The 23,669-nt window shown below is 75.9% G+C and carries 26 protein-coding genes; 14 read left to right on the top strand and 12 right to left on the bottom strand.

Annotated features, from left to right (window positions below; all coding sequences use genetic code 11):
• Nucleotides 1-58: 58 nt before the first annotated feature.
• Nucleotides 59-289 carry a helix-turn-helix domain-containing protein gene (locus IEY37_RS21765; protein ID WP_229673499.1) on the bottom strand — a complete coding sequence of 77 codons (231 nt, stop codon included), beginning with the start codon at nucleotides 287-289 and terminating at the stop codon, nucleotides 59-61.
• A gap of 336 nt (nucleotides 290-625) precedes the next feature.
• Between IEY37_RS21765 and IEY37_RS01005 the strand changes: the two genes are divergently transcribed.
• The 4 genes from IEY37_RS01005 to IEY37_RS00990 all read left to right on the top strand — a co-directional run bounded on the left by IEY37_RS01005 (nucleotide 626) and on the right by IEY37_RS00990 (nucleotide 4,563).
• Nucleotides 626-1,186: an SAF domain-containing protein gene (locus tag IEY37_RS01005; RefSeq protein ID WP_188939651.1), complete on the top strand. Its 561-nt coding sequence runs from the start codon at nucleotides 626-628 to the stop codon at nucleotides 1,184-1,186.
• On the top strand, nucleotides 1,183-2,469 hold the full coding sequence (locus IEY37_RS01000; RefSeq protein ID WP_188939650.1) for a CpaE/TadZ family protein: 1,287 nt from the start codon (nucleotides 1,183-1,185) through the stop codon (nucleotides 2,467-2,469). The genes IEY37_RS01005 and IEY37_RS01000 overlap by 4 nt, the downstream gene beginning before the upstream one ends.
• Before the next feature lie 109 nt (nucleotides 2,470-2,578).
• A complete protein-coding gene (locus tag IEY37_RS00995; RefSeq protein ID WP_188939649.1) occupies nucleotides 2,579-4,063 on the top strand; it encodes a WS/DGAT/MGAT family O-acyltransferase in 1,485 nt (494 codons plus the stop codon).
• Complete coding sequence (locus tag IEY37_RS00990) at nucleotides 4,060-4,563, top strand: DUF6912 family protein (RefSeq protein WP_188939648.1); 504 nt, start codon at nucleotides 4,060-4,062, stop codon at nucleotides 4,561-4,563. Before IEY37_RS00995 ends, IEY37_RS00990 begins: the two co-directional genes overlap by 4 nt.
• An 80-nt stretch (nucleotides 4,564-4,643) precedes the next feature.
• On the opposite strand, the gene IEY37_RS00985 is transcribed toward IEY37_RS00990, so the two are convergent.
• The 3 genes from IEY37_RS00985 to aroA all read right to left on the bottom strand — a co-directional run bounded on the left by IEY37_RS00985 (nucleotide 4,644) and on the right by aroA (nucleotide 7,789).
• Entirely contained in the window at nucleotides 4,644-5,195 is a 552-nt protein-coding gene (locus IEY37_RS00985; RefSeq protein WP_188939647.1) for a YceI family protein, read from the bottom strand.
• 137 nt (nucleotides 5,196-5,332) lie between these two features.
• Nucleotides 5,333-6,385: a ribosome small subunit-dependent GTPase A gene (gene rsgA, locus IEY37_RS00980; RefSeq protein ID WP_229673498.1), complete on the bottom strand. Its 1,053-nt coding sequence runs from the start codon at nucleotides 6,383-6,385 to the stop codon at nucleotides 5,333-5,335.
• A gap of 81 nt (nucleotides 6,386-6,466) precedes the next feature.
• The gene (gene aroA, locus IEY37_RS00975; protein ID WP_188939646.1) at nucleotides 6,467-7,789 is read right to left on the bottom strand and encodes a 3-phosphoshikimate 1-carboxyvinyltransferase; all 1,323 of its coding nucleotides are present in this window, start codon (nucleotides 7,787-7,789) and stop codon (nucleotides 6,467-6,469) included.
• 91 nt (nucleotides 7,790-7,880) lie between these two features.
• Between aroA and IEY37_RS00970 the strand changes: the two genes are divergently transcribed.
• Together IEY37_RS00970 and IEY37_RS00965 are read left to right on the top strand one after the other, a co-directional pair.
• Nucleotides 7,881-8,684, top strand: coding sequence for a putative protein N(5)-glutamine methyltransferase (locus tag IEY37_RS00970; RefSeq protein ID WP_229673496.1), 804 nt, complete (start codon nucleotides 7,881-7,883; stop codon nucleotides 8,682-8,684).
• Nucleotides 8,685-8,721: 37 nt separating this feature from the next.
• Nucleotides 8,722-9,633, top strand: a complete 912-nt coding sequence (locus IEY37_RS00965; protein ID WP_188939645.1) for an SOS response-associated peptidase — start codon at nucleotides 8,722-8,724, stop codon at nucleotides 9,631-9,633.
• A gap of 40 nt (nucleotides 9,634-9,673) precedes the next feature.
• On the opposite strand, the gene ybaK is transcribed toward IEY37_RS00965, so the two are convergent.
• Nucleotides 9,674-10,153: a Cys-tRNA(Pro) deacylase gene (ybaK, locus tag IEY37_RS00960; protein ID WP_188939644.1), complete on the bottom strand. Its 480-nt coding sequence runs from the start codon at nucleotides 10,151-10,153 to the stop codon at nucleotides 9,674-9,676.
• Between the two features lie 477 nt (nucleotides 10,154-10,630).
• On the opposite strand from ybaK, the gene IEY37_RS00955 reads away from it, so the two are divergent.
• Together IEY37_RS00955 and rsrA are read left to right on the top strand one after the other, a co-directional pair.
• Complete coding sequence (locus tag IEY37_RS00955; protein WP_188940115.1) at nucleotides 10,631-11,284, top strand: sigma-70 family RNA polymerase sigma factor; 654 nt, start codon at nucleotides 10,631-10,633, stop codon at nucleotides 11,282-11,284.
• Entirely contained in the window at nucleotides 11,271-11,600 is a 330-nt protein-coding gene (gene rsrA / locus IEY37_RS00950) for a mycothiol system anti-sigma-R factor (RefSeq protein ID WP_188939643.1), read from the top strand. The genes IEY37_RS00955 and rsrA overlap by 14 nt, the downstream gene beginning before the upstream one ends.
• A gap of 144 nt (nucleotides 11,601-11,744) precedes the next feature.
• On the opposite strand, the gene IEY37_RS22710 is transcribed toward rsrA, so the two are convergent.
• Nucleotides 11,745-11,819 (bottom strand): 50S ribosomal protein bL37, encoded by a 75-nt coding sequence (locus tag IEY37_RS22710; RefSeq protein WP_373298237.1) that lies wholly within the window; start codon nucleotides 11,817-11,819, stop codon nucleotides 11,745-11,747.
• A gap of 201 nt (nucleotides 11,820-12,020) precedes the next feature.
• Between IEY37_RS22710 and IEY37_RS00945 the strand changes: the two genes are divergently transcribed.
• Both IEY37_RS00945 and IEY37_RS00940 read left to right on the top strand, forming a co-directional pair.
• Nucleotides 12,021-12,236, top strand: coding sequence for a biotin/lipoyl-binding carrier protein (locus IEY37_RS00945; protein ID WP_188939642.1), 216 nt, complete (start codon nucleotides 12,021-12,023; stop codon nucleotides 12,234-12,236).
• Nucleotides 12,237-12,327: 91 nt separating this feature from the next.
• Nucleotides 12,328-13,818, top strand: a complete 1,491-nt coding sequence (locus IEY37_RS00940; protein WP_188939641.1) for a sensor histidine kinase — start codon at nucleotides 12,328-12,330, stop codon at nucleotides 13,816-13,818.
• Between the two features lie 165 nt (nucleotides 13,819-13,983).
• Here the strand turns inward: IEY37_RS00940 and IEY37_RS00935 are convergent, their stop codons facing one another.
• Nucleotides 13,984-14,235, bottom strand: coding sequence for a WhiB family transcriptional regulator (locus tag IEY37_RS00935; protein WP_188939640.1), 252 nt, complete (start codon nucleotides 14,233-14,235; stop codon nucleotides 13,984-13,986).
• Nucleotides 14,236-14,553: 318 nt separating this feature from the next.
• Entirely contained in the window at nucleotides 14,554-15,546 is a 993-nt protein-coding gene (locus tag IEY37_RS00930) for a diacylglycerol/lipid kinase family protein (RefSeq protein ID WP_188939639.1), read from the bottom strand.
• 162 nt (nucleotides 15,547-15,708) lie between these two features.
• Between IEY37_RS00930 and IEY37_RS00925 the strand changes: the two genes are divergently transcribed.
• Nucleotides 15,709-16,128: a hypothetical protein gene (locus IEY37_RS00925; RefSeq protein WP_188939638.1), complete on the top strand. Its 420-nt coding sequence runs from the start codon at nucleotides 15,709-15,711 to the stop codon at nucleotides 16,126-16,128.
• Here IEY37_RS00925 and IEY37_RS00920 read toward each other — a convergent pair.
• Both IEY37_RS00920 and IEY37_RS00915 read right to left on the bottom strand, forming a co-directional pair.
• On the bottom strand, nucleotides 16,100-16,669 hold the full coding sequence (locus tag IEY37_RS00920; RefSeq protein ID WP_188939637.1) for a GNAT family N-acetyltransferase: 570 nt from the start codon (nucleotides 16,667-16,669) through the stop codon (nucleotides 16,100-16,102). The genes IEY37_RS00925 and IEY37_RS00920 overlap by 29 nt on opposite strands.
• Nucleotides 16,662-17,264 (bottom strand): histidine phosphatase family protein, encoded by a 603-nt coding sequence (locus IEY37_RS00915; RefSeq protein WP_188939636.1) that lies wholly within the window; start codon nucleotides 17,262-17,264, stop codon nucleotides 16,662-16,664. The genes IEY37_RS00920 and IEY37_RS00915 overlap by 8 nt, the downstream gene beginning before the upstream one ends.
• A gap of 196 nt (nucleotides 17,265-17,460) precedes the next feature.
• Here IEY37_RS00915 and IEY37_RS00910 point away from each other — a divergent pair, with 196 nt between their 5' ends.
• Nucleotides 17,461-17,790, top strand: a complete 330-nt coding sequence (locus IEY37_RS00910) for a 4a-hydroxytetrahydrobiopterin dehydratase (RefSeq protein ID WP_188939635.1) — start codon at nucleotides 17,461-17,463, stop codon at nucleotides 17,788-17,790.
• A 28-nt stretch (nucleotides 17,791-17,818) separates the two neighbouring features.
• Here IEY37_RS00910 and IEY37_RS00905 read toward each other — a convergent pair whose 3' ends face one another.
• Both IEY37_RS00905 and IEY37_RS00900 read right to left on the bottom strand, forming a co-directional pair.
• Nucleotides 17,819-19,213 (bottom strand): PQQ-dependent sugar dehydrogenase, encoded by a 1,395-nt coding sequence (locus tag IEY37_RS00905; protein ID WP_188939634.1) that lies wholly within the window; start codon nucleotides 19,211-19,213, stop codon nucleotides 17,819-17,821.
• Between the two features lie 158 nt (nucleotides 19,214-19,371).
• A complete protein-coding gene (locus IEY37_RS00900) occupies nucleotides 19,372-20,205 on the bottom strand; it encodes an IclR family transcriptional regulator (protein WP_188939633.1) in 834 nt (277 codons plus the stop codon).
• A 132-nt stretch (nucleotides 20,206-20,337) separates the two neighbouring features.
• Here IEY37_RS00900 and hutH point away from each other — a divergent pair, with 132 nt between their 5' ends.
• Together hutH and hutU are read left to right on the top strand one after the other, a co-directional pair.
• Complete coding sequence (gene hutH, locus IEY37_RS00895) at nucleotides 20,338-21,897, top strand: histidine ammonia-lyase (RefSeq protein ID WP_373298236.1); 1,560 nt, start codon at nucleotides 20,338-20,340, stop codon at nucleotides 21,895-21,897.
• A 114-nt stretch (nucleotides 21,898-22,011) separates the two neighbouring features.
• Nucleotides 22,012-23,667: a urocanate hydratase gene (hutU, locus tag IEY37_RS00890; RefSeq protein WP_188940113.1), complete on the top strand. Its 1,656-nt coding sequence runs from the start codon at nucleotides 22,012-22,014 to the stop codon at nucleotides 23,665-23,667.
• Nucleotides 23,668-23,669 lie beyond the last annotated feature (2 nt).

The following is a 23,669-nucleotide window of genomic DNA, read 5'->3' as shown; positions in this document are numbered from 1 at the left end:
GGGTCACCGTCGAGGTCGTCCCGGTGCGCCGGCCGGCTCGGACGGGCCGCCGCCCGGCTCAGTCGCGGGAGAACTCGTCGACCGGCAGGTCGGCCAGGCTGGTCGCCGTGCGGCGGTAGGCCTCCTGGATGTACTCCTCGAGCTTGACCCGCTCGACCCGCCACTGGTTCCGGCCGCCGATCTGGATACCCGCGAGATCGCCGCTGCGCACCAGTGCATAGGCCTGCGACGTCGAGATGTTCAGGATCTCGGCCACGTCGGCCAGGGTCAGGAACCGATCGGAGGCCACCGGCGGACTCCTTCGAGTGGTCGGGGGCGCCGGCCCGACTGCCGTCGGGGACCGCCATGCCACGGTCGGATGACAGGACTTGCGCGCCTTTGGCTGTGTTGGCCTAGTTTGGCACAGTTGGCCACGAGCAGCGCCGCGCATCCCCGGCCGCGTCGCAGGGGTCGTCCGGAGGCAGTGATGAAGGTGCGCGAGCGGCGCGCGAGGACGCCGGACCCGGAAGGGACGGGCCACGGCCCGGCCGCGGGTCCGGTGGCGGTCGTGCCCCGGGCGGCTCGGCCGCGACGTCTGGGCCGACCCCGGTGGTGGGACTGGCGCATCCTCGCCGGCATTCTGCTGGTGGTCGCTGCCGTGGTGATCGGCGCCCGCGTGGTCGGCGCCGCGGCGAGGACCACGGCGGTGCTGGCGGCGGCGCACGACCTGGCCCCGGGCACCGTGCTGGTGTCCGCCGACCTGGTCCCGGTCGACGTCCGGCTCGGCGAGAGCCTGCCGCTGTACCTCGCCGCGGGGGACGGGACGGCGGCCGTGGGACGCACCGTCGAGCAGCCCGTCCGGGCCGGCCAGCTGGTGCCCGCTGCGGCCCTGGCAGCGCCGGCCTCGGGGCGGGTGGTGGTCATCGGGGTGCCTGCCGACGCCATGCCGCCCGGGGTGGCGCACGGCTCGACGATCGACCTGTACCTGACCACCGGCAACCGGCAGACGACCGGCAGTACCAAGACCGACCGGGTCGCGTCCGGCATCACCGTGCAGTCGGTCACCGCACCGGCCTCCGGCGGGCTGTCCGGGGCCGGCTCCAACCGCTACCAGATCGCCGTGCTGCTCGACGCGGCGGCGGCCGACCAGCTGGTCCGGATGCTGCCCCAGGGCGACCCGGTCGTGGTGCTGCGGAGCGGTGCGTGACCAACGGCCTGGTCACCGCCGGCAGCGGCCAGCCGTGGGAGAGCGAGCTGGTGGCCGAGTTGGACCGGCCCGGTGCGCCGCTGGTCGTGGTGCGGCGGTGCGTCGACCTGGCGGACGTGCTCGCCGAGGCCACCACCGGACAGGCCGCCGCCGTCGTGCTGGCCGCCGACCTGCGACGCCTGGACACCGAGGCCGTCGACCGGCTCCGCGCGGCGGGTGTGGCCGTCGTCGGCGTGCATGCCGCCGCCGACACCCGGGCGGCGCCCCGCCTGGGGCGGATCGGCATCCACGACGTCGTCCCCGACGACGCGGGTCCCGCCCGGCTGCTGTCCGCGGTGCGGGCAGCGATCGACGGCCGCCGTGCGGGCGGCGTCCCCACCCGGCTGACGGTGTCGGACCCGCAGGCCACCCTGCCGGGCGGTCCGGTCGGTCCGGTCGATCCGGACCCGGTGCCCGCCGCACCCGTGCGTGCTCCTGGCCGCGTCGTCGCGGTCTGGGGTCCCACCGGGGCACCCGGCCGGACCACCGTCGCGGCCGGAGCCGCGGTCGCCGCGGCGGCATCCGGCTGCCCGACCCTGCTGATCGACGCTGACGTCTACGGCGGGGTGCTGGCCAGCGCGTTCGGCCTCTTGGACGAGTCGCCGGGGCTGGCGGGCGCCTGCCGGGCGGCCGCCAACGGGCGGCTGGACGAGGCGGAGCTGCTGCGTCTGGCCTGGTCGGTCGGCGGCGACGGCGAGGACCTGCAGCTGCTCACCGGCATCGCGCGCGCCGACCGCTGGCCGGAGGTCCGCCCGTCGGCCGTGCCGGCGGTGCTCGACACGGCCAGGGCGGTCGCCGGTCTGGTGGTCGTCGACCTCGGCTTCGCGGTGGAGGCGGACGAGGAGTTGTCGTTCGACACGGTCGCGCCGCGGCGCAACGGCGCGACGCTGGCCATGCTGGCGGCCGCGGACACCGTGCTCGCGGTCGGCTCCGCCGACCCGCCCGGCATCGAACGGCTGGTGCGGGGAGTCGCCGACCTGCGGGACGCGCTGCCCGAGGTCACCCCCCTGGTGGTGCTGAACCGGGTGCGCCGGTCCGCCGCGACCGCCGCCGAGGCCGAGGCCGCGGTGCGGCGGTTCACCGGCCTCGAGGTCGCGGCGACCGTGCCGGAGGATCGCGTCGCGCTCGACCGGGCGTGGTCGGCCGGTGTCCCGGTGGCCAGGGCCGCGCCCGGATCCCCGGTCACCGCGGCACTGCGCCGGGTGGCCGCAGCCGTCGCCCGGCCGCTCGCGGTCACCGCGTAGCCCGGCGACCGGTGCAGTCCGGCCACCGCGGGGTCCGGCCACCGCGCACCGGTTCCGGGGGCGGCTCGACCGCGGGGTCGGTGTCGGCGCGCTGTGCCACGATGTCGCGGTGACCGATCGGCTCTCGGCGACCGACGCCGCGTTCCTCTACGCCGAGGACGCGACGACGCCGATGCACGTCGGCGGCGTGGTGGTGCTGGAGCCGCCGTCGGAGGCCGAGCCGATCGACTACCACCGCATCGTCGAGCTGCTGGAGTCGCGGCTGACCCTGGTTCCGCGCTACCGGCAGCGGGTGCGGTTCGTCCCCGGCCGGCTGGCCCGCCCCGTCTGGGTGGACGACGACCACTTCGACCTGACCTACCACGTGCGCCGGTCCGCGCTGCCCCGGCCCGGCACGATGGCCCAGCTGGACGACATGGTGGGCCGGCTGATCTCCCGGCCGCTGGACCGCAGCCGGCCGCTGTGGGAGATGTACGTCATCGAGGGTCTGGTCGGCGGCCGGGTGGCCGTCGTCAACAAGACGCACCACGCGCTGGTCGACCGGATCGGCGCGGTGGACGTGGCGGCGGCGATCCTCGACCTGGGTCGGGAGCCGCGCCGGCTACCCGAGGAGCAGTGGGTGCCGGTACCGGCGCCCAGCGACGTGGACCTGGTCGTGGACGCGCTGGCGGACCTGACGTCACGCCCCGCGGACCTGGTCGACGTGGTGCGGCTGGCGGCGCAGGACGTCGGGTCGACCGTCGCCAGGGCCGCGCAGGTCGGTGGCCAGGCGGTACAGCTGGCCCGTCGGCTGATCCGGTCGGCGCCGCGGTCGGCGCTCACCGTCGCGCGCAACGGCCAGCGCCGGTTCGCCAGCCACCGCGTCGACCTGAGCAGCCTCAAGGCCATCCGCGCGGCGCACCGGGCCTCGCTGCACGACGTCATCCTCACGGTGATCACCGGCGCGTTGCGGAGCTGGTTGCTCTCCCGCGGCGAGGCGGTGACGTCACGGACGGTGCTGCGGGCGCTGGTGCCGATGACCGTCCGCACCTCCGCCGGGGACGGGCTGGACGGCGAGGAGACGACCGCGGCGTCCCCGGTCGTCTCGTTCCTGGTGGACCTGCCGGTCGCCGAGCCCAACCCGGTCATGCGGCTGCACCAGGTGTCGTTCGCGATGGGCGCGCACCGCGAGTCCGGCCGGCAGGTCGGCGCCGACGCGCTGCTGGAGCTCGGCCGGTTTGCGCCGCCGACGCTGCACGCCCTGGGCGCGCGCGTCGCGGGGCAGCTGTCCGGCAGGCTGTACGACGTGCTGGTGACGAACGCCCCGGGGCCGCAGGTGCCGCTCTACGCCGCGGGCGCGCGGGTGGAGGCCATGTACCCGGTGGCGCCGCTGCCCTCCGGGCACGCGCTCGCCGTCGCGGTGACGTCGTACCACGGCGGTGTCCACTTCGGGCTGACCGTCGACCGCGACGCCATCCCCGATGCCGAGGAGTTCGCGCTGCACCTGCGGGAGGCCGTCGCGGAGCTGGACCCGGCGGCGTTCACCGGCTCGACCGCGGAGGTCCACGCCGACGGTGAGGGTCGGGACGAGCCGCGCCGGGGGTCGACCCGATGACGCGTGTGTACGTGCCGCTGACGGTGAGCGGGTTGCGGGCGGCGTTCGGGGACGGCGTCCTGCGGCCGCGCAACGGCGTGGTCTTCGCGGTCACGCCCGACCTGGCCGGCGAGTACGACCACGCGGACGACGAGGAACTCGAGTACCTGGCGATGGTGGACGCCGCCCGCGCGTCGCTGCGGCTGCTGGCCGGCGCCGCGGAGGACGAACCGACGCTCCGGGTGGTCGTCGCGGCCGATGCCGACTCGGTGGTGCCTGCCCCGCACCTGGAGCGGTCCGCGGCGCACCTGGACGGCCCGGTGCCCTGGCGCAAGGTGGCCGCCGTGCACGTCGACGGTGCGGACGCCGCCTCGGTGGTGGCGGACGCCGTGCGCGCGGTGGACGCCGCGGACCTCGGGGACGAGGACGCCGAGCTCGTCGTCGGTCAGGCCGAGGACATCGACCTGGCGTGGTACGCGCCGAGCGAGATCGAGGTGCTGCTCGAGGATGTCGACGGCTGACCGGGGCCGGAACGACGTCGTCCGGCCGTGCGGGGCGCACGACCGGACGACGGGGGACTGTGGCGCCGTGGCGCCGTGACTCAGGCGGACTTGGTGAACTCGAGCTCCAGGTCGATCTCGACCTTGTCGGCGACGACCGCGTTGCCGGCGCCGAAGGCGGCGTTGAAGGACACGCCGAACTCCTTGCGGCTGATCGAGGTCTTGGCGGAGAAGCCCAGGCGCTCGGCGCCGTAGGCGTCGGTGGTGGCGCCGAGGAACTCGCTCGCCAGCTCGACCGGGCGTGTCGTGCCGCGGATCGTCAGGTCGCCGAGCAGGGTGAACTCGTCGCCGTCCAGGTCCTTGACCCCGGTCGAGGTGAAGGTCAGCACCGGGTGGTTCTCGACGTCCAGGAAGTCCGCGGACCGGACGTGCGCGTCCCGGTCGGCCTGCTTGGTGTCGACGCTGGTGGCGTCGATCTCGGCGGTGACCGTGGCGTCGGCCAGGCCGGTCTCCGGCACGACCAGCGTCGCCGAGGCCAGGGTGAAGGAGCCGCGGGCCTTGCCGACGGCCATGTGGCGGACCTTGAAGCTGACGTCGGAGTGCACCGCGTCCGCGGTCCAGGTGCCGGTCAGGGTCTCGGTGGGAGCGGTCATGGTGTGCCTCCGTACTTGAAGTCTCAACTACCTTGTCGGCAGCATACCCCGTCGAACGATGACGTGTCATCAAATCTTCCCGCGCGTCTTTCGGCGCGCGGCGTGGTCCGCATCACACCCGTCGGGAAGTGCCGGCGTCAGTCGCGGGCGTCGGTGCTCTCACCGCTGCGGGACAGCAGCAGCCGCCGGAACGACGCCAGCCGTCCCGGACGGGCGTGACCGGTCGCGACCCAGGCGTCCAGGGCGCAGACCGGCCCCGTGGGGTCCGCGGTGGACTCCGGGCCCAGGTGGTCGCAACCCGGCGGGCAGTCGACCGTCGCCGGCAACAGGTCGTCGAAGGTCTCCAGGAGGTCGTCGGCCGTCACGTGGGCCAGCCCGAAGCTCCGCACGCCGGGGGTGTCGATCAACCAGCCACCGCCGGGCAGGGCGAGCGCGACGGCCGAGGTCGACGTGTGCCGGCCCTTGCCGACGCCGCTGACGGTGCCGGTGCTCCGGCGCGCATCCGGCACCAGGGCGTTGACCAGCGTGGACTTTCCGACGCCGGAATGGCCGATCATCACGGTCATCCGCCCCTGCACCGCTGCCCGGAGCTCGTCCAGCGGACCCGCCGCGAGCTCGCGGCCGTCGGGGACGCGGCGGGTCACCAGGACGGGCAGCTCCAGGTCGGCGTAGCCGGCGACCAGCGGGGCCGGATCCGCCAGGTCCGCCTTGGTGAGCACCAGCAGCGGCTCCAGGCCTCCGGTGTAGGCGGCGACCAGGCAGCGGTCGATGAAGCCCGTGCGCGGCGGCGGGTCGGCCACCGCCACCACGACGGCCAACCGGTCGGCGTTGGACACCAGCACCCGTTCCCCGCTGGCCGGCGTGTCCGCGACCCGGTCCTGCCCGTCGGCGGTGGCGTCGTCGCGGGACCGGCGCACCTCGCTGCGCCGCGGCGCGATGCGCACGATGCGGGCCAGGGTGTCGCTGTCGCCGGTGGTGTCGCCGACGAGCTCGACGTCGTCGCCGACGGCCACCGCGCGCCGTCCCAGCTCGCGGGCCCGCATGGCGGTGACCGTCCGCTCGTGGCGGCCGCCGGGATCGACCAGGCAGCCGTAGCGCCCGCGGTCGACGGAGACCACCATGGCCGGCACCGAGTCCTCGTGCCGCGGGCGGATCTTGGTCCGCGGTCGGGACCGGGGTGCGGCGCGCACCCGCACGTCGTCGTTGTCCCAGCGGTCGGCGAGCCGGCTCAGCGTCGGACCCCCGACCGGGCGGACCGCGGGCCGGTCACGTCAGCGGGCTCCGTCGCCGGCGAGCATGGCGGCCCAGCGGCGGTCGAAGTGCGGGAGCGTCTTGCCGGTGGTGGTGATGTCGTCGACCAGCACGCCCGGCACCCGCAGGCCGACCACCGCGCCCGCGGTGGCCATCCGGTGGTCCGCCCAGGCGGGCCACATCCCGCCGTGCAGCGGCCGCGGACGGACGACCAACCCGTCGGGGGTCTCGTCGGCGTCCCCGCCCAGCCCGCGGACGTTCCCGGCGAGCGCCGCCAGCCGGTCGGTCTCGTGGCCGCGCAGGTGGGCGATGCCCCGCAGCCGGCTCGGCCCCGAGGCGAACAGGGTCAGCGCGACCACGGTGGGCGTGAGCTCGCCGACGTCGTGCAGGTCCAGGTCCACCGGCTCCAGGCGCCCGGTGCCGGCGACCGCCAGGGCGTCGCCGTCCCAGCGGACGTCGACGCCCATCGCGGTGAGGATGTCCCGGATCGCGTCCCCGGCCTGGGTGGTGCGCCGGGGCCACCAGGGCACCCGGACCGACCCGCCGGTCAGTGCGGCGGCGGCCAGGAACGGGGTCGCGTTGGACAGGTCGGGCTCGATCGGCGTCGACCACGGGGCGACCGGACCGGGTGCCACCGACCAGCGGTCCCGGCGGCTGTCGTCCACCTCGACGCCGACCGACCGCAGCGCGGCGACCGTCATCGCGATGTGCGGCAGCGACGGCACCGGCGGTCCGACGTGCTCGACGGTGATCCCGTCCCGGTAGCCGGCGGCCGACAGCAGCAGGCCCGAGACGAACTGCGACGAGGCCGACGCGTCCAGCCGGACGTGACCCCCCGCCGGCGGGCCGTCCGCGTCGACGACGAAGGGGAGCGCGTCCCCGGTCACCCGGGCACCGAGGGCGCGCAGCGCGTCGAGCACCGCTCCCATGGGGCGCAGCCTGGCCTGGGGGTCGCCGTCGACGGTGATCCGCCCGCGGGCGGTGGCGGCCAGCGGCGGCAGGAACCGCATCACGGTGCCGGCGAGCCCGCAGTCCACGGTGGCCGGGCCGGTGAGCGGCGCGGGCAACACCCGCCAGGACCGTCCCTCGGTGCCGTCGTCCGGCCCGTCCTGCACGGGGACGCCGAGCGCCCGGAGTGCGGCGGCCATCAGCTCGGTGTCCCGGCTGCGCAGCGGCCCGCGGATTTCCGACGGGCCGGTGGCCTGCGCGGCGAGCACCAGCGCCCGGTTGGTCCACGACTTGGACCCGGGCACCGGCACGGTCGCGGCGAACCCGGCCGAGGTCGGCGCGGCCCACGGCTCCCCGCGGACGGGCTGCTGTGTGGAGGTCGGCACGCGGTCCATGATGGCGCACGCGAGGGACGGGTCCGCGACCTCGGTGACGGACCGGCCCCGCGAGCCGCGCGGCCCCGCGCGGCGCGGGAGAGGAGCGGCGGTGAGCGAGGTCCACCTCGCCGGCCCGGACCCGTCCGACGGGGCGGTGGCCGACCTGGTCGGCCGGTTGCGCGCGGCCGGCTGTGTCTTCGCCGAGGACGAGGCCCGGCTGCTGCTCGACCAGGCCACGGACCCGGCCGGGCTGGCGGCCATGGTCGACCGGCGGGTGGCCGGCGTGCCGCTCGAGCACGTGCTCGGCTGGGTCGAGTTCGCCGGGCTGCGGCTGGCGGTGTCCGACGGCGTCTTCGTGCCGCGACGCCGCACCGAGCTGCTCGCCCGCCGGGCGGCCGCTGCCCTGCGGCCCGGCGACGTGCTGGTCGAGCTGTGCTGCGGCTGCGGTGCGGTGGCGGCCGCGGTGTCCCACGCCGTCCCGGGCCTGCGGGTGCACGCGGTCGACATCGACCCGGTCGCCGTCCGGTGCGCCCGGACCAACCTGCCGGGAGCGGACGTCGCCGTCGGCGACCTGGACCGGCCGCTGCCCGCAAACCTGCGCGGGCGGGTCGACGTGCTGGTGGCCAACGCTCCGTACGTGCCGTCGGCCGAGATCGCCCGCATGCCGCCGGAGGCCCGCGACCATGAGCCGCGGGTCGCGCTGGACGGCGGCGCGGACGGGCTCGACGTGCTGCGCCGGGTCGTCGCAGCGGCCCCGGGGTGGTTGCGTCCCGGCGGTCGCCTGCTCTTCGAGGCCGGCGACGACCAGCTCCCGGCGGCCGTGCGGGCGGTGACGGCGGCGGGCCTGGACGCCGTCGTGCTCACCGACCCGGACCTGGACGCCTCCGGCGTGCAGGCCACCCGCCCCGGCTGACCGGCGCGCTGTCGGTGCCCGGTGGGACCATGGCCGCATGTGCGGCAGGTACTCGACCACGATGGATCCGGAGACGCTGTACGGCGTCTTCGACGCGGTCCCCGGCGAGCCGTCGGAGCCGGGCGTCGCCGAGCCCGGGACCGGTCCGTACGGCGGGGACATGCCGCGTCCGCGGTACAACATCGCGCCGACGACGGACAACCTCGTCGTCCGCGTGCGACCGGCGGGCGAGGACGACCAGCCGCCCGTCCGCCGCATCGACCTGTTGCGCTGGGGCCTGGTCCCGTCGTGGGCCAAGGACCCGTCGGTGGGCAACCGGCTGTTCAACGCCCGGGCGGAGTCGGTGGGGGAGAAGCCGGCCTTCCGCCGGGCGCTCGCCCGGCGGCGGTGCCTGGTGCCGGCGAGCGGCTGGTACGAGTGGCAGAAGCTCGCGCAGGGCGAGGCCACCGGCGGCCGTGGGCCGGCCAAGCAGGCCTTCTACCTGACGCCGGAGGACGGGTCGGTGCTGGCCTTCGCCGGGTTGTGGGAGTACTGGCGGCCGGCCGGAGCGGACCGCGGCGGGGACGGGGACCGCGGCGGGGACGCGGACCCGGACGGCGGCGACCGGGACGGCACGCCGGCGGACCGCACGCCGATCGTCTCGTACACCATCCTGACCACGGCGTCGGTCGGCGCGCTGCAGGGCATCCATCCCCGCATGCCGCTGGTCCTGCCGGCCAGCGAGTGGGACGCGTGGCTGGATCCGTCCCGGGAGGACGTCGCGGAGCTGCTCGAACCGCCGGACGAGGACCTGGTGGCGCAGCTCGAGCTACGACCGATCGGCACCCGGGTGGGCAACGTCCGGTTCGACGACCCGTCGCTCCAGCAGCAGGTGACCCCGGCGCCCGGCGCCGTGGGATCCGACCGCACGGCGGACGGCGACCTGATGCTGCCGCTGGCACTGCCCTGACGGCCGTCGCTCCGTGCCGCGGCGGCGTGCCGGCCCGTCGCTACCAGGCGGCGATCGACGCCAGGGTGGCCCCGCAGGCGGCGACCAGGTCGGCCGGGGCCAGCTCCACCTGGAGCCCGCGGCGACCTGCACTGACCATGACCGTCTCCCAGTCCTGGGCGCTGCGGTCCACGACGGTCGGCAACCGCTTGCGCTGCCCGAGCGGCGAGATGCCGCCCGCCACGTAACCGCTGGAGCGTTCGGCGTCCGCCACCGCGGCCATCGCAGCCTTCTTGCCGCCGGCCGCGGCGGCCAGCGCCTTGAGGTCCAGCTGGGCGGCGACCGGCACGACACCGACCACCAGCCGGCCGTCGACCGAGGCGACCAGGGTCTTGAACACCCGGGCCGGGTCCTGGCCCAGGGCGGCGACCGCCTCGTCGCCGTAGGCGGTGGACCGCGGGTCGTGCTCGTACGGCCGGACGGTGTGCCGGATCCCGGCACGGACCAGGGCGGCGATCGCAGGCGTCGAGGAGGCGGCCACGGCGCGACCCTAACGGCCGGGCGTCGCCGCGGCCGCGGTGCGGGACGTGCTGGCAGTCGCTGACAGTCGCCGACAGTCGCTCACAGTGGCTGGCAGACGCTGCCGGAGCGGCCGGAATACCCGCGCGCGCCACCGGCGTTGTCCACCGGCATGACGGGGATCGACGTGCGCACGACGACGCCGGCCGTGGCCGGCCGTCGGGCCGCCGGCCCCGGTGCAGCGAGCGGGCCGCAGGGGCACCCCCGGGTACCCTCGGGCCTGCGACGGACACGCGCGTGCGGGTCCGGGAGGAGGCTGCACGTGGCGACCGACCCGTTGGCGACCCGACCGGCGGGTGCGCCCGTCACGGACGGCGGCGTGGCCGCCGCCGCGGAGGTCGGCGCGGGGGCAGGCACGGACGGCGCGGCGCCCGCGGGCACCCGCGCCGCAGCTGCCGCGGCGGAGGACAACGGGACGTCGGCCGCAGCCGGCACCGGGATCGGTGACGCGGGTCCGGTCGAGGAACCCGCGGAGACCGAGGAGCAGCGGTCCCGGCGGTTCACCGACGAGGCCATGCCGCTGCTGGACCAGCTGTACGCGGCGGCCATGCGGATGACGCGGAACCCGGCCGACGCGGAGGACCTGGTCCAGGAGACCTTCCTCAAGGCGTACGCGGCGTTCGGCAGCTTCACCCGCGGGACCAACCTGCGGGCCTGGCTCTACCGGATCCTCACCAACACCTACATCAACGGCTACCGCAAGCGGCAGCGCCAGCCGCAGGTCTCGCCGACCGACGAGATCACCGACTGGCAGCTGGCGTCGGTGGAGTCGCACACCTCGTCCGGCCTGCGGTCCGCCGAGATGGACGCCCTGGACCGGCTGCCCGACACCGACGTCAAGCACGCCCTGCAGGAGTTGCCGGAGGACTTCCGGTTGGCGGTCTACCTCGCCGACGTCGAGGGGTTCGCCTACAAGGAGATCGCGGAGATCATGGGTACCCCGCTGGGCACCGTCATGTCCCGCCTGCACCGCGGGCGGCGCCAGCTGCGCGATCTGCTCACCGACTATGCCGCCGAGCGCGGCCTGATCCGGCGCGCCGCCACCACCGGTGCCGCGGCGGGAGAGAGGAACACCAGCGATGTCCTGCGATGACCCGGCCCCCAAGGGTGAGTGCGCCGAGGTACTGCGCGACGTGTGGCTGTTCCTGGACGACGAGATGGACGCCGACCGGCGCGCCGCCGTCCAGCACCACCTCGACGACTGCTCGCCGTGCCTGGTCGAGGCCGGACTGGACCAGAAGCTGAAGTCGCTGCTGCACAGCAAGTGCGGTGGCGACCGGGCGCCCGAGCAGCTGCGGGCCCGGCTGGCGGCCCGGCTGGCGACGGTGCGGTTCGATGCCGAGGGCGTGGAGATCAGCACCACCAGCATGGTGGTCACCGCGGAGGGGTCCGCCGAGCGCTCGGCCTGACCGCCGACCGGGTCACGCGCGACGATGCAGCCGACGGCCGGCTGCTCGACCAGGGTGCGGCGAGCGACGCGGTCGCGGCACCGGCGACATGCGTGGCGAGGGCGGGGCATCGGTCCGGCGGCCGTGACCGCCGGACCGGACGCGTCAGGAGTTGGGCCGCTTGCCGTGGTTGGCGCCGGACTTGCGGCGGGCCTTCTTCTTACGTGCGCGCTTTCCCACCGTTCACCTCTCGTTCCGCGGCTCACCGGCCGCCGTCTTGTCGCGCGCGCGGACCGCAGGTCCGGCCCGGCGCGGTCCCATGGTGCCACGTCCGGTCCGGGCGCCCTGCCGTGCGAGGATGCTGGGCGCACCCCGGCGCCGTGCGGCGGCGCCGGCCCCGCGGGCGGAGCGTCCCGCAGCGCAACGAGAGGAGACGCCCCGATGGCCGAGGAAGTCCGCGCCGAGATGGTCGCCAACGTCTGGAAGGTGCTGGTCTCGGAGGGTGACACGGTCGCCGACGGCGACACCCTGGTCATCCTGGAGTCCATGAAGATGGAGATCCCGGTGATCGCCGAGGTGGACGGCACGGTGTCGTCGATCGCGGTGGCCGAGGGGCAGGTCGTCCAGGAGGGCGACCTGATCGCCGAGATCAGCTGACCGGCACCACCGCGTCCGGCCCCGCCCGCACCGGGGCCTGAGCCGGACCCCCGCGAATCGAGGATCTGCGCGGCTCCGGCCGCGCCCGCCCATGTCGACGCTCTCCGACCTGCTGGCCGAGCACACCGCACTGCCGGGCTCCGCCGTCGCGCACCTGCAGCGGCTGGTGTCCGAGTGGCAGCTGCTGGCCGATCTGTCCTTCTCCGACCTCACCCTGTGGGTGCCGCTCGAGGAGCACTCCGAAGCCGGGTTCGTCTGCGTGTCGCAGGTCCGGCCCACGACCGGGGTCACCGTGCACCCCGACGACCTGGTCGGCGCCCACCTGGACGGTGACGGCGCGCACCTGCTCCGCCAGGCCCGGCACGACGAGCCGGCCGTCGAGGTCCCGGAACCGGACGGGGCCCAGCCGCGCACCTACCGGCGCGAGGTCGTCCCGGTCCGCGCCGACGGCCGCACCGTCGCCCTGATCAGCCGGGACACCGGCAGCCGCGTCGGCCGGGAGGCCAGCGCGTTGGAGACGGCCTACATCGACGCCGCCGACGACCTGTTCCAGATGGTGGACGACGGCACGTTCCCGCCGCCGCAGCAGACCGGCGAGATCCACACCGGGCCGCGGGCCGGTGACGGCCTGCTGCGGCTGGACGCGGACGGCCGGGTGGTCTACGTCAGCCCCAACGCGGCGTCCGCGTACCACCGGATGAACCTGATCGGGTCCGTGGTGGGCAGCGACCTCGCCGCGGTCACCCGCAAGCTGGTGGCGGACCCGTTCGACGCGGCCGAGCTGGCGGCCCGCATCGCCGGCGCGGTCGACGGGCGGGCGAGCCTGCGCATGGAGGTCGAGGTCCGGGCGGCGACCGTGCTGTTCCGCGCCCTGCCGCTGCGGCCGCGTGGCCGGCCGAGCGGCGCGCTCGTCCTGGTCCGGGACGTCACCGAGGTGCGGCGGCGGGACCGGGCCCTGCTGTCCAAGGACGCGACCATCCGGGAGATCCACCACCGGGTCAAGAACAACCTGCAGACCGTGGCGGCGCTGCTGCGGCTGCAGGCCCGGCGCTCCCGGGACGACGCGGTCCGGCACGCGCTGTCCGAGTCGGTGCGGCGGGTCTCGGCCATCGCACTGGTGCACGACACCCTGGCCACGTCGCCCGAGGACCGCGTGGACCTGGACCAGATCGTCGACCGGCTGGTCCCGATGATCGTCGAGGTGGCGTCGGTGCAGACCAGGGCGCGGGTGCGACGGGTCGGCAGCTTCGGGATCATCGGCGCGCAACTGGCGACAACGCTGGTGATGGTGCTGGCCGAGCTGGTGCAGAACGCCCTGGAGCACGGCTACTCGGCCGAGCACGCCACCGGCGAGGTACAGATCCTCGTCGACCGGTCGGCCCGGCATCTCGACCTGCGTGTCCTGGACGACGGCGTCGGCCTGCCGACCTCGTTCTCGCTGGAGCGGGACGGCGGCCTGGGCCTGCAGATCGTCCGGACCCTGGTGGACTCGGAGCTGCAGGGTGCCATCGGGCTGCGCCGCCGCGAGGACCGGCCGGGCACCGAGGTCACACTACGGGTGCCGCTGCGGGGGCGTAGTTGACCATGGCCACCGGCCATGACCGGGGTACCTGGGCACGGCCCGGCGGGGCGGCGGTCACCGGGACCGGCGGCCGCGGGCGGGACGGACGCGCCCGGGAACGACACCGCCCCGGAGGCTGGCGCACTCCGGGGCGGGTGGGGCAATCCGTCAGCGTCGAGATCGGAGTCAGAGGCTACGAGCCCGGGCGCGGGCGCGGCGGCGCTTGAGGGCGCGACGCTCGTCCTCGCTCATGCCGCCCCAGACGCCGGCGTCCTGGCCGGTCTCGATCGCCCAGGCCAGGCACTCGCTGGTGACCGGGCACCGCTGGCACACCGCCTTGGCGTCCGCGATCTGGGACAACGCCGGTCCCGAGTTCCCGACCGGGAAGAACAGCTCAGGGTCCTCGTCGCGGCAGATAGCGCGGTGACGCCAGTCCATGTGTGGTCGCTCCTCACTGCAACGGCAGCCGTCCGGCCGCCTCATCGGCGACGCCGTCCGCCGCAGCGGCACGGGTCGTTCATCACATCTGTCAGGCACGTTCCCGTGCATTCGGCCGGCCAACCTCCCTGGGGACATCCGGCGGCCGGCCGGTGATCAATGCTTTCACGCGGGTCGGTGATGTCAAGGGCGGATGACGCCCGGGTTACGAACCTCACGTAGCCGAACGTGCAGGCAACCTGGCTGTTGGGAACGATTCAGACCGCAGACCGGTGTCGCGTCACCCGTGCGCCGCACGTCGTTGTTGCGCGCTGCTAGCTATCTTGGTCGCCCGGCGCCGGCGCCGCCACCCGACGCAGCGATCTGCGGTCCGAGCACCCGCAGGGCGTCCGGGACGCCGCGGAACGTCGCGCCGGGTCGGAGCCCGAGGTAGTCGCCGTCCACCTGCAGCCCGATGGGCCGGTCGGACACCGCGCGGACCAGCGGGACGTCGTCGTCCCGCACCACCGCACGCCCGTGCGGGCCGCGGGCGTCCGGCCGGCCGGAGCCCGGTCCGACGAGCTGTCCGACGACCCGCACCACGGTCGGGACCCCCAGGGACCGGAGCGCGAACACGCCGAGCCCCCGCCGCGCGGACGTGCCCGGGTTGGTGCGGATCGGCCGCCCCTCCCAGTACGTCCACGGGTCCACGTTGGAGACGAACAGCAGGTGGGCGCCGGTGACCGGCGGGCGGCCGGGGATCTCGACGGTCAGCCGTGGCCGGCGCCGGTCCGACGCCAGGAACCGGCGGACGGTCTTGCGCACGTGCAACGCGTTGGTCACGGTGGCGCCGGCCGCCCGGTCCTCCTCGACGGCCGCGACCACCTCGGCGTCCAGCCCCAGACCAGCGTTGAAGGTGAAGTAGCGGTCGTCGGCCATGCCGAGGGAGGCGGTGACGGGTGGGCGCCCGGTGGCCAACGCGTCGAGCACCTGCTCGGTCGCGGCCGTCGGGTCGGGATCGACGCCGATGGCGCGGGCGAAGACGTTCGTCGACCCGCCCGGGACGACGGCCAGCATCGGTCGGGCCCCGTCGTCGGCGGCCCCGGCCATGATCCCGTTGACCACCTCGTTGACGGTGCCGTCGCCGCCGTGCACGACGACCAGGGCGGCCCCGGTCTGCGCCGCCTTGGCCGCGAGCTCGGCGGCGTGACCTCGGTCCGCGGTGTGCTCGACGGACAGGTCGACCTCGGCCGCCAGGGCGTGCGCCAGCAGGTCCCGCCGGCGCGCCGTCGTCGACGTGGCGTGCGGGTTGACGATGAGCATGGCGCGCATTTGCCGCGCAGCCTACGGGAGCGGGTGGCGCTGCCGACGGTCCCGCGATGGACGTCACGGAACCGGCCCGTGGGATGACGCCGCAGGTGAGCGCACCGTACCCGGCCCTGCGCCGACCGTCACCGGGCCGGGCGTGCGAGGCCGGGCGGTAGCCTCGGCGGCGTGACCGAACGGCCGACCGGACCCGTGGTGATCCCGCCGCCGCGCGTCGTGGCGGTCGCCGGGTGGCTGGTGGTGGGGCAGGGCGCTGCGCTCGCCGTGTTCGCCGTCGCGATGGTCGTCTCGGGGCTGGGCAACGGCGCGGCGGTCGGACAGCTGCTGGCCCAGGGGGCCTACTACCTGGTGCTCGCCGCCGGCGCCGCGGTGTGCGGGCTCGCGCTGGTCGGCGGCCGGCGGTGGGGCCGCACGCCGGCGCTGGTGCTGCAGCTGCTGACGCTCGCCGTCGCCTACTGGATGGCGGTGCCCAGCGGCCGGCTGCTGCTCGGGTCGACGCTGGCGGTGGTGGCCGCGGTGACCGGCGGCCTGGTGCTCACCCGCCCGGCCAACGAGTGGGTCAGCCGGTTCCCGCTGCCGGGTCGCTGAGCGCCGCGGACCGGGCGGCCAGCCGGGTCAACGGGTCGCCGGTGAGACGGAAGGTCGACCAGCCCTCCATGGGGAAGGCACCCAGCGAGGCGTAGAAGTCGATGGACGGGCGGTTCCAGTCCAGCACCGACCACTCGACGCGGGCGTAGCCGTTGCGGTCGGCGATCTCGGCGAGGTTGGCCAGCAGCGCCCGGCCCAGGCCGGTGCCGCGGTGGTCGGGTTGGACGAACAGGTCCTCCAGGTAGATGCCGTGCACGCCCTCCCACGTCGAGTAGTTCAGGAAGTGCAGCGCGTACCCCACCACGGTGCCGCCGGAGTCACCGGTGCCGCCGGTGCCCGGTGCCGGGTCGCCGCCGGCGTCCGGGACCAGCGCGACGTGCCCGAACAAGGCCGGCGCCGGGGCGAAGAGCGCCGCGTGCAGCTGCGCATCGGTCAGGTGGCACTCCTCCGGCAGCTTCTCGTACAGCGCCAGCTCGTGCACCAGCCCCACGATGGCCGGGACGTCCTCGGGTTGGGCCGGGCGGATCCGCGGGTCAGCCACGGCCGGTCCCGGCGAACGGCACGACGTTGGCGTGGTCGATGATCGCGTTGCCGCGGTCGTACCCCAGCACGGTGACGGCGGCCGGACTCATCGCGATCGCGGCGCCCGCCGTGATCGGCAGGCCGACCCAGCGGACCGCGAGCACCCGCGAGATGTGGCCGTGGCACACCAGCACGACATCACCGCCACCGAGGGACTCGGCGGCGGTGGCCAGCGCGCGGTCGGCGCGGGCGGTGACGTCCTCGGGACTCTCGCCGCCGGGGGCGCCGTCGGTGAAGACGGACCAGCCGGGACGGTCCTCGTGGATCTCCTTGCTGGTCAGCCCCTCGTAGTCGCCGTAGTCCCACTCGGCGAGGTCGTCCAGGGTGCCGGTGACGGTGAGACCGGCCAGTTCGGCGGTGCGCCGGGCGCGCAGCCGGGGACTGACCAGGACCGACGTCGGGTGGATCCGGAGGCCGGCGAGCAGGCGCGGGATCACCTTGGCCTGGTCCTGACCTTCGGGCGTGAGGTCGATGTCGGTGACGGAGGTGTGCTGCCCGGAGGCGCTCCACTCGGTCTGGCCGTGGCGGATCAGAGCGATGCGTGCGTCCGGCATCCGTCCTCCGTCTCGGTCGGGGCGACGGCGGGCGCCGGTCACCGGGGTGCCGACGCTACCGGGCGCCGGCCGCGGCGCCGCGGGCAGGCGGTGCGGCCGACAGCTGGTGCGGGCGTATCCGGTGGTGCGGCCGCGGGGGTGGGTGTCGCCGGCCGCCTGGGTTGCCGGGCGCCTGCCGGCGGGCCACCGTGGTGCGATGCCCGAACCGCTGAGCGCCGAGCGGATCCGCTCCGCACTGCCGATGGTGGCGCCGTTCCGCGTGGACGACGACGTGGACGGCAGCGCCCTGGTCGCCGACTTCCTGGCGCCGGACTGGCGGACGGCGATCGAGCTGGTCCGGGTGGTGGCGGCGGCCGCCGAGCTGGCCGACCACCACCCGGACATCGACGTCCGGTGGCGCACCGTGCGGTTCCGGGTGACCACGCACTCGGTGGGCGCCGTGACCGACCTGGACGTCTCCTTGGCCGCGCAGATCGTCGACGCGGCCCGCCGGCTGGGCGTGCGGCCGGCGGGCGACCGGTCCTGACCGGTCCGGCATCCGGGCCCGGGCGGACTCAGCCTGCCGTCACCCGGAGCAGCCGGTCGCCGGGGCCGTCCGACGTGGTCACGTACAGGGCGCCGTCCGGCCCCTGCCGCACCCCACGGAGCCGGCCGTAGGCGTCCATGCCGGGTGGCAAGAGGACCTCGGAGACCGCGTCACCGTCGGCGGTCAGGCGCAGCAGCAGCAGCTTCTGTCCCTTGAGCGCGGCGACCGCCAGCACGCCGTCCAGCGGTCCCCACTGCGGCCCCGACAGGAACGTCGCACCGCTGACGGCCTCGGTGATCGGACCGGAGGTCCACACCGCCGGCACGGCGTCCGGGAACCGTCCGGTGTCCGTCATCGGGACGCTCTCGTCGTACCCCGAGCCGGTGCCGCCGCGGGACGGGTCCCAGCCGTAGTTACCGCCGGGGACGGAGCGGTTCACCTCGTCGTCGAAGGTGGGCCCGTGCTCGGCGGTGTAGACGGCTCCGGTGCCGGGCTGGACCGCGACGCCCTGGACGTTGCGGTGCCCGTAGCCCAGGATGCGCCGCTCGACCGGGTCGGCCGAGCTCGCGAACGGGTTGTCCGGCAGGCCCTCCCCGGTGTCCAGGTCGATGCGCAGCAGCTTGCCGCCCAGGCTGTGCCGGTCCTGCGGGATCGACGCCTGCGCGGTGTCACCCGTGCCGACCAGCAGCGCGCCGTCCGCGGCGACGGTCGGCCGGCAGCCCGAGTGCCGGCCGGTGCTGACGGGCAGCCCGGACAGCAGGGTCCGCACCCTGGTCGCGGACCGGCCGTCGGGCGCCAGCCGCCAGGTGACCAGCCGGACGTCCACCGGCCGGCCGTCCTCGGCGTGCGTCTGGCAGGTGGTGAACCGGCGGGTGGCGGCGAAGTCCGGGTGCACGACCATGCCCATCAGGCCGCCCTCCCCGGCGACGTACACGTCGGACAGGTCGGCGGCGACGTCCTGCACCCGGGCGCCGGGGCGGGTGCCGGAGACCAGCGCGATGCGCCCGGGCCGCTGGGTGACCAGGACCGAGCCGTCCGGCAGGAAGCCGACGTCCCAGCCGTGCTCCAGCCCGCCGGCGACCTCCTCGACCCGGAGGGCGACGCCGGGGGCCGCCGTGCCCGGTGCGGCGGTGGACGTGGTCGAGCCGGCGCCGTTGCCGAGCGGGTCGCCGGTCGGGGCGCCGGTCGGGGCGGTGGTCCCCGCGGTGCCCGTCCCGCGGGTGCCCGGGGAGCTCGCTCCCGGGACGCCGGTGCCGCCCGTGGTGCTCCCCGGACCCGCGGTCGCGCCGGTGCGGGTGGTGCCGTCCGGCCCGGGGCCGGATGCGCCGGGGTCGCTGCCGCTGCAGCCGCTCGCCAGGACGGCGAGCAGCAGCAGCGTGGCGGCCGTCCGCCGTCGGCCGGAGGGGGTCGGTCGCCGCGTCATGCAGCGATTGTGCCGACCAGGCGGCGCCCGGGCCGCCGAGCGCCGCCGCCGAGCGCCACTACCGAGGGCCGCTGCTGCGCCACCGCCGAGCGCCACTGCCGCGCCGCCGCGCTCAGCGTCGGATCGGGGCGGCGGGTCGGGCCGGCAGGTCGGGGATCTCAGCGACCGGCGGGTGGCGACGCCGCGCCGCCCGGGACGAGGCCGCCCACGGCGCCGGTGAGGTCGGCCGCGGCGGCCCGGACGGGACCCGCGAGGGCGCCGAGCCCGTGCGGGCACCCGGGAGCCTCCGCACCGGCGTCGCAGCGGTGCCGGACCGTGACGCCGACGGCCGCGACCGGCCGGCCGTTGTGGTCGAACACGGCCGCGGCGACGCTGGCGGTGTCCGCGCTGACCTGCCCGTCCTCCAGCGACCAGCCGCGGAGCCTGGCGGCCGCCAGCACCTCGCGCAGCTGACCGGGGGAGGCGGGTCCGCGGCCCGTGCGGTCGACGAAGGCGCCCCGGTCCGGGAAGAGCGCGCGGATCTGCGCGGCCGGCAGCGCGGCCAGGATCGACACCCCGGTGGCGGTCAGCGGCGCAGGCAGCCGGACCCCGACGTCCGTCACCAGCGCCGGCGCCGGCCCGGCCGGGCGTTCCTTGGCCAGGTACAGGGTCTCGCCGCCGTGCAGCACGCCCAGGTGGGCGGTCCCGCCCGCGGTCCGGGCCAGCCGGGTGAGCACCGGGCGCCCCAGTCGCTCGAGCGGATCCGCGCGCAGGTACGCGGTACCGATCTCGAAGGCCGCGACGCCCAGGCCCCAGCGGCGCTCGCTCGCCACGTGCGTGGCGAACCCGGCTGCCGCGAGCTCGCCGAGCAGCTCGTACACCGTCGAGCGGGCCAGCCCCAGGTCGCGGGCGACGGCCGCCGCCGACACCGGCCCCGGGCGCTCGGCCAGTACCCGGAGCACGGCCAGACCCCGGCGCAGGGCCGGTGCGGCTGCGGTCGGTGCGGCACCCATCTGTCCGGTATACCGGACAGTCCGACCGGGCGCCCCCTGGCCCGGGAATCGCGGCGGGCATCCAATGGGGCGGTGACGCCGACCGTCCCCGCCGCCCCGCCCGCCGTGCCCGCGACCCCGCCACTGCCGGCCGTGCCCGCCGGAGGACCGCCCGTCCCGGCCGCGGCGTCCGGGACCGTCGTGGTGGACGTCGGTCCGCTGGAGCCGGCGCAGGTGCTGGCCGTGGCCCGCGGCGGCGCCCGGGTCGAGCTGTCCGCGCAGGCCCGGGACGCCGTGGCCCGGACGCGCCGGGTGGTCGAGGCGCTGGCCGACGACCCGCTGCCGCACTACGGGATCTCCACCGGCTTCGGCGCGCTGGCCACGGTGCACATCGGCGCCGATCGCCGGGCCGCGCTGCAGGCCTCGCTCATCCGGTCGCACGCCGCCGGCAGCGGGCCGGCCGTCGAGCGTGAGGTGGTGCGGGCGCTGATGCTGCTCCGGCTGTCGACGCTGGCCACCGGACGCACCGGCGTCCGGCTGGAGACGGCGCTGGCGTACGCGGCGCTGCTCAACGCCGGGATCAGCCCGGTCGTCCCCGAGTACGGCTCGCTGGGCTGCTCCGGCGACCTGGCGCCGCTGGCCGCGGCGGCACTGGCGCTGATCGGCGAGGGGGAGGTGATCGACGCCGCCGGCGGCCGGCGCCCGGCCGTAGAGGCCCTGTCCGCCGCGGGGCTCGCCCCGGTGGTGCTGGCGGAGAAGGAGGGCCTGGCGCTCATCAACGGCACCGACGGGATGCTGGGCATGCTGGTGCTCGCCCTGGCCGACCTGGACCTGCTGCTGGACGCGGCGGACCTGGCGGCGGCCCTGTCCGTGGAGGCCCTGCTGGGCACCGACCGGGTGTTCGCCGCCGACCTGCAGGCCCTGCGCCCGCACCCGGGACAGGCCCGCAGCGCCGGCAGGATCGCCGCCGCGCTGGCCGGCTCGCCGATGGTCGCCTCGCACGCCGGACCCGAGGACCCCCGGGTCCAGGACGCCTACTCGCTGCGCTGCGCGCCCGCGGTGCACGGTGCCGCCCGGGACACCGTGGCCCACGCCCGGCTGGTCGCCGAGCGCGAGCTGGCCTCGGCCGTCGACAACCCCGTCGTGCTGCGGGACGGCCGCGTCGAGTCCAACGGCAACTTCCACGGCGCTCCGGTCGCCGCGGTGCTGGACTTCCTGGCCATCTCGGTGGCCGACGTGGCCGGCATCGCCGAGCGCCGCACCGACCGGATGCTCGACGCAACCCGCTCGCACGGGCTGCCGCCGTTCCTGGCGCACGAGGTCGGCGTCGACTCCGGCCTGATGATCGCCCAGTACACCCAGGCCGGGATCGTCTCGGAGCTCAAGCGGCTGGCCGTGCCGGCCTCGGTCGACAGCATCCCGTCGTCGGCCATGCAGGAGGACCACGTCTCGATGGGCTGGCACGCGGCCCGCAAGCTGCGGCGCGCCGTCGACGGCCTGCGCCGGGTGATCGCCATCGAGATCCTCACCGCTGCGCGCGCTCTCGACCTGCGACAGCCGCTGCAGCCGGGTCCGGTCACCGGCGCCGTGCGCGACGCCGTCCGCGCCGTGGTCCCCGGACCCGGCCCGGACCGCCACCTGGCACCCGAGATCGACGCCGTCGTCGGCCTGCTCGCGGCGGGCGCGATCACCGCGGCCGCCGGCCTGGACTGATCCCGGCCCGGGCGACCCGATCCGGCTGCCCGGCGACGTCCCGCACCGCCCCACTCCCGCGACACCGCCCACCGCCCAGCCCGTCCCGACCCCGAGGTGACCGCCATGACCGCCCTGCCCGGCGCCCGTCCCGTCCGCGCCGCCCGCGGCACCACGCTGACCGCCCGCTCCTGGGCCACCGAGGCGCCGCTGCGCATGCTGTGCAACAACCTGGATCCCGCCGTCGCCGAGGACCCGGACGCCCTGGTCGTCTACGGCGGCAGCGGTCGGGCCGCCCGCGACTGGGCCAGCTTCGACGCCATCTGCCGCGAGCTCACCGACCTGCGCGGCGACGAGACCCTGCTGGTGCAGTCCGGCCGGCCGGTGGGTGTGCTGCGCACCCACGAGTGGGCGCCTCGGGTGCTCATCGCCAACAGCAACCTGGTCGGGGACTGGGCCACCTGGCCGGAGTTCCGCCGGCTGGAGGCGCTGGGGCTCACCATGTACGGCCAGATGACGGCCGGGTCCTGGATCTACATCGGCAGCCAGGGCATCGTGCAGGGCACCTACGAGACCTTCGCCGCGGTGGCCGAGCAGCGGTTCGGCGGCTCGCTGGCCGGGACGCTCACCGTCACGGCCGGTCTCGGCGGCATGGGCGGCGCGCAGCCGCTCGCCGTCACGCTCAACGGCGGTGCGGTGCTGTGCGTCGAGGTCGACCCGGTGCGCGCCCGGCGCCGGGTCGAGACCCGCTACCTGGACGTCGTCGCCGACGACCTGGACCACGGCCTGGAGCTGGTGCTGGCCGCCAAGCGGGACCGGCGTGCGCTGTCCGTGGCGGTGATCGGCAACGCGGCCGAGGTGCTGCCCGAGATCCTGCGCCGCGCCGTGCCCGTCGACATCGTCACGGACCAGACCAGCGCGCACGACCCGCTCTGGTACCTGCCCGTCGGAGTGTCCCTGGAGGACTGGCACGACTACGCCGCCGCCAAGCCGGACGAGTTCACCGACCGGGCGCGCGAGTCGATGGCCGAGCACGTGGCCGCGATGGTCGGGTTCCGGGACGCCGGTGCCGAGGTGTTCGACTACGGCAACTCGATCCGCGGCGAGGCGGCGCTGGGCGGCTACGAACGCGCCTTCGAGTTCCCGGGTTTCGTGCCGGCGTACATCCGGCCGCTGTTCGCCCAGGGCAAGGGCCCGTTCCGCTGGGCGGCGCTGTCCGGTGACCCGGCCGACATCCACGCCACCGACGTGGCGGTCTGCGAGCTGTTCCCCGACGACGACAAGCTGCAGCGCTGGATGCGGCTCGCCCCGGAGCGGGTCGCGTTCCAGGGCCTGCCGGCGCGGATCTGCTGGCTCGGCGCCGGCGAGCGGCACCGGGCCGGGCTGCGCTTCAACGACATGGTGGCGGCCGGCGAGCTGTCCGCGCCCGTGGTGATCGGCCGGGACCACCTGGACGCCGGGTCGGTCGCCTCGCCGTACCGGGAGACCGAGGCCATGGCCGACGGCTCGGACGCCATCGCCGACTGGCCGCTGCTCAACGCGCTGGTGAACACCGCGTCCGGGGCGACCTGGGTGTCGATCCACCACGGCGGCGGGGTCGGCATCGGCCGGTCCATCCATGCCGGGCAGGTCACGGTCGCCGACGGGACCGAGCTGGGCGGCGCCAAGATCGAGCGGGTGCTCACCAACGACCCCGCCATGGGGGTGCTGCGGCACGTCGACGCCGGCTACCCCGACGCCGCGGACGCGGCCCGGCGCACCGGCCTGGTCGTGCCGATGGACCGCGGGTGAGC

The sequence above is a fragment of the Nakamurella endophytica genome, from assembly GCF_014646215.1.
GTDB classification, from domain to species: Bacteria; Actinomycetota; Actinomycetes; order Mycobacteriales; family Nakamurellaceae; genus Nakamurella; species Nakamurella endophytica.
The sequence above is the reverse complement of the archived record's forward strand: the minus strand, read 5'-3'. Positions and strand labels throughout refer to the sequence as shown.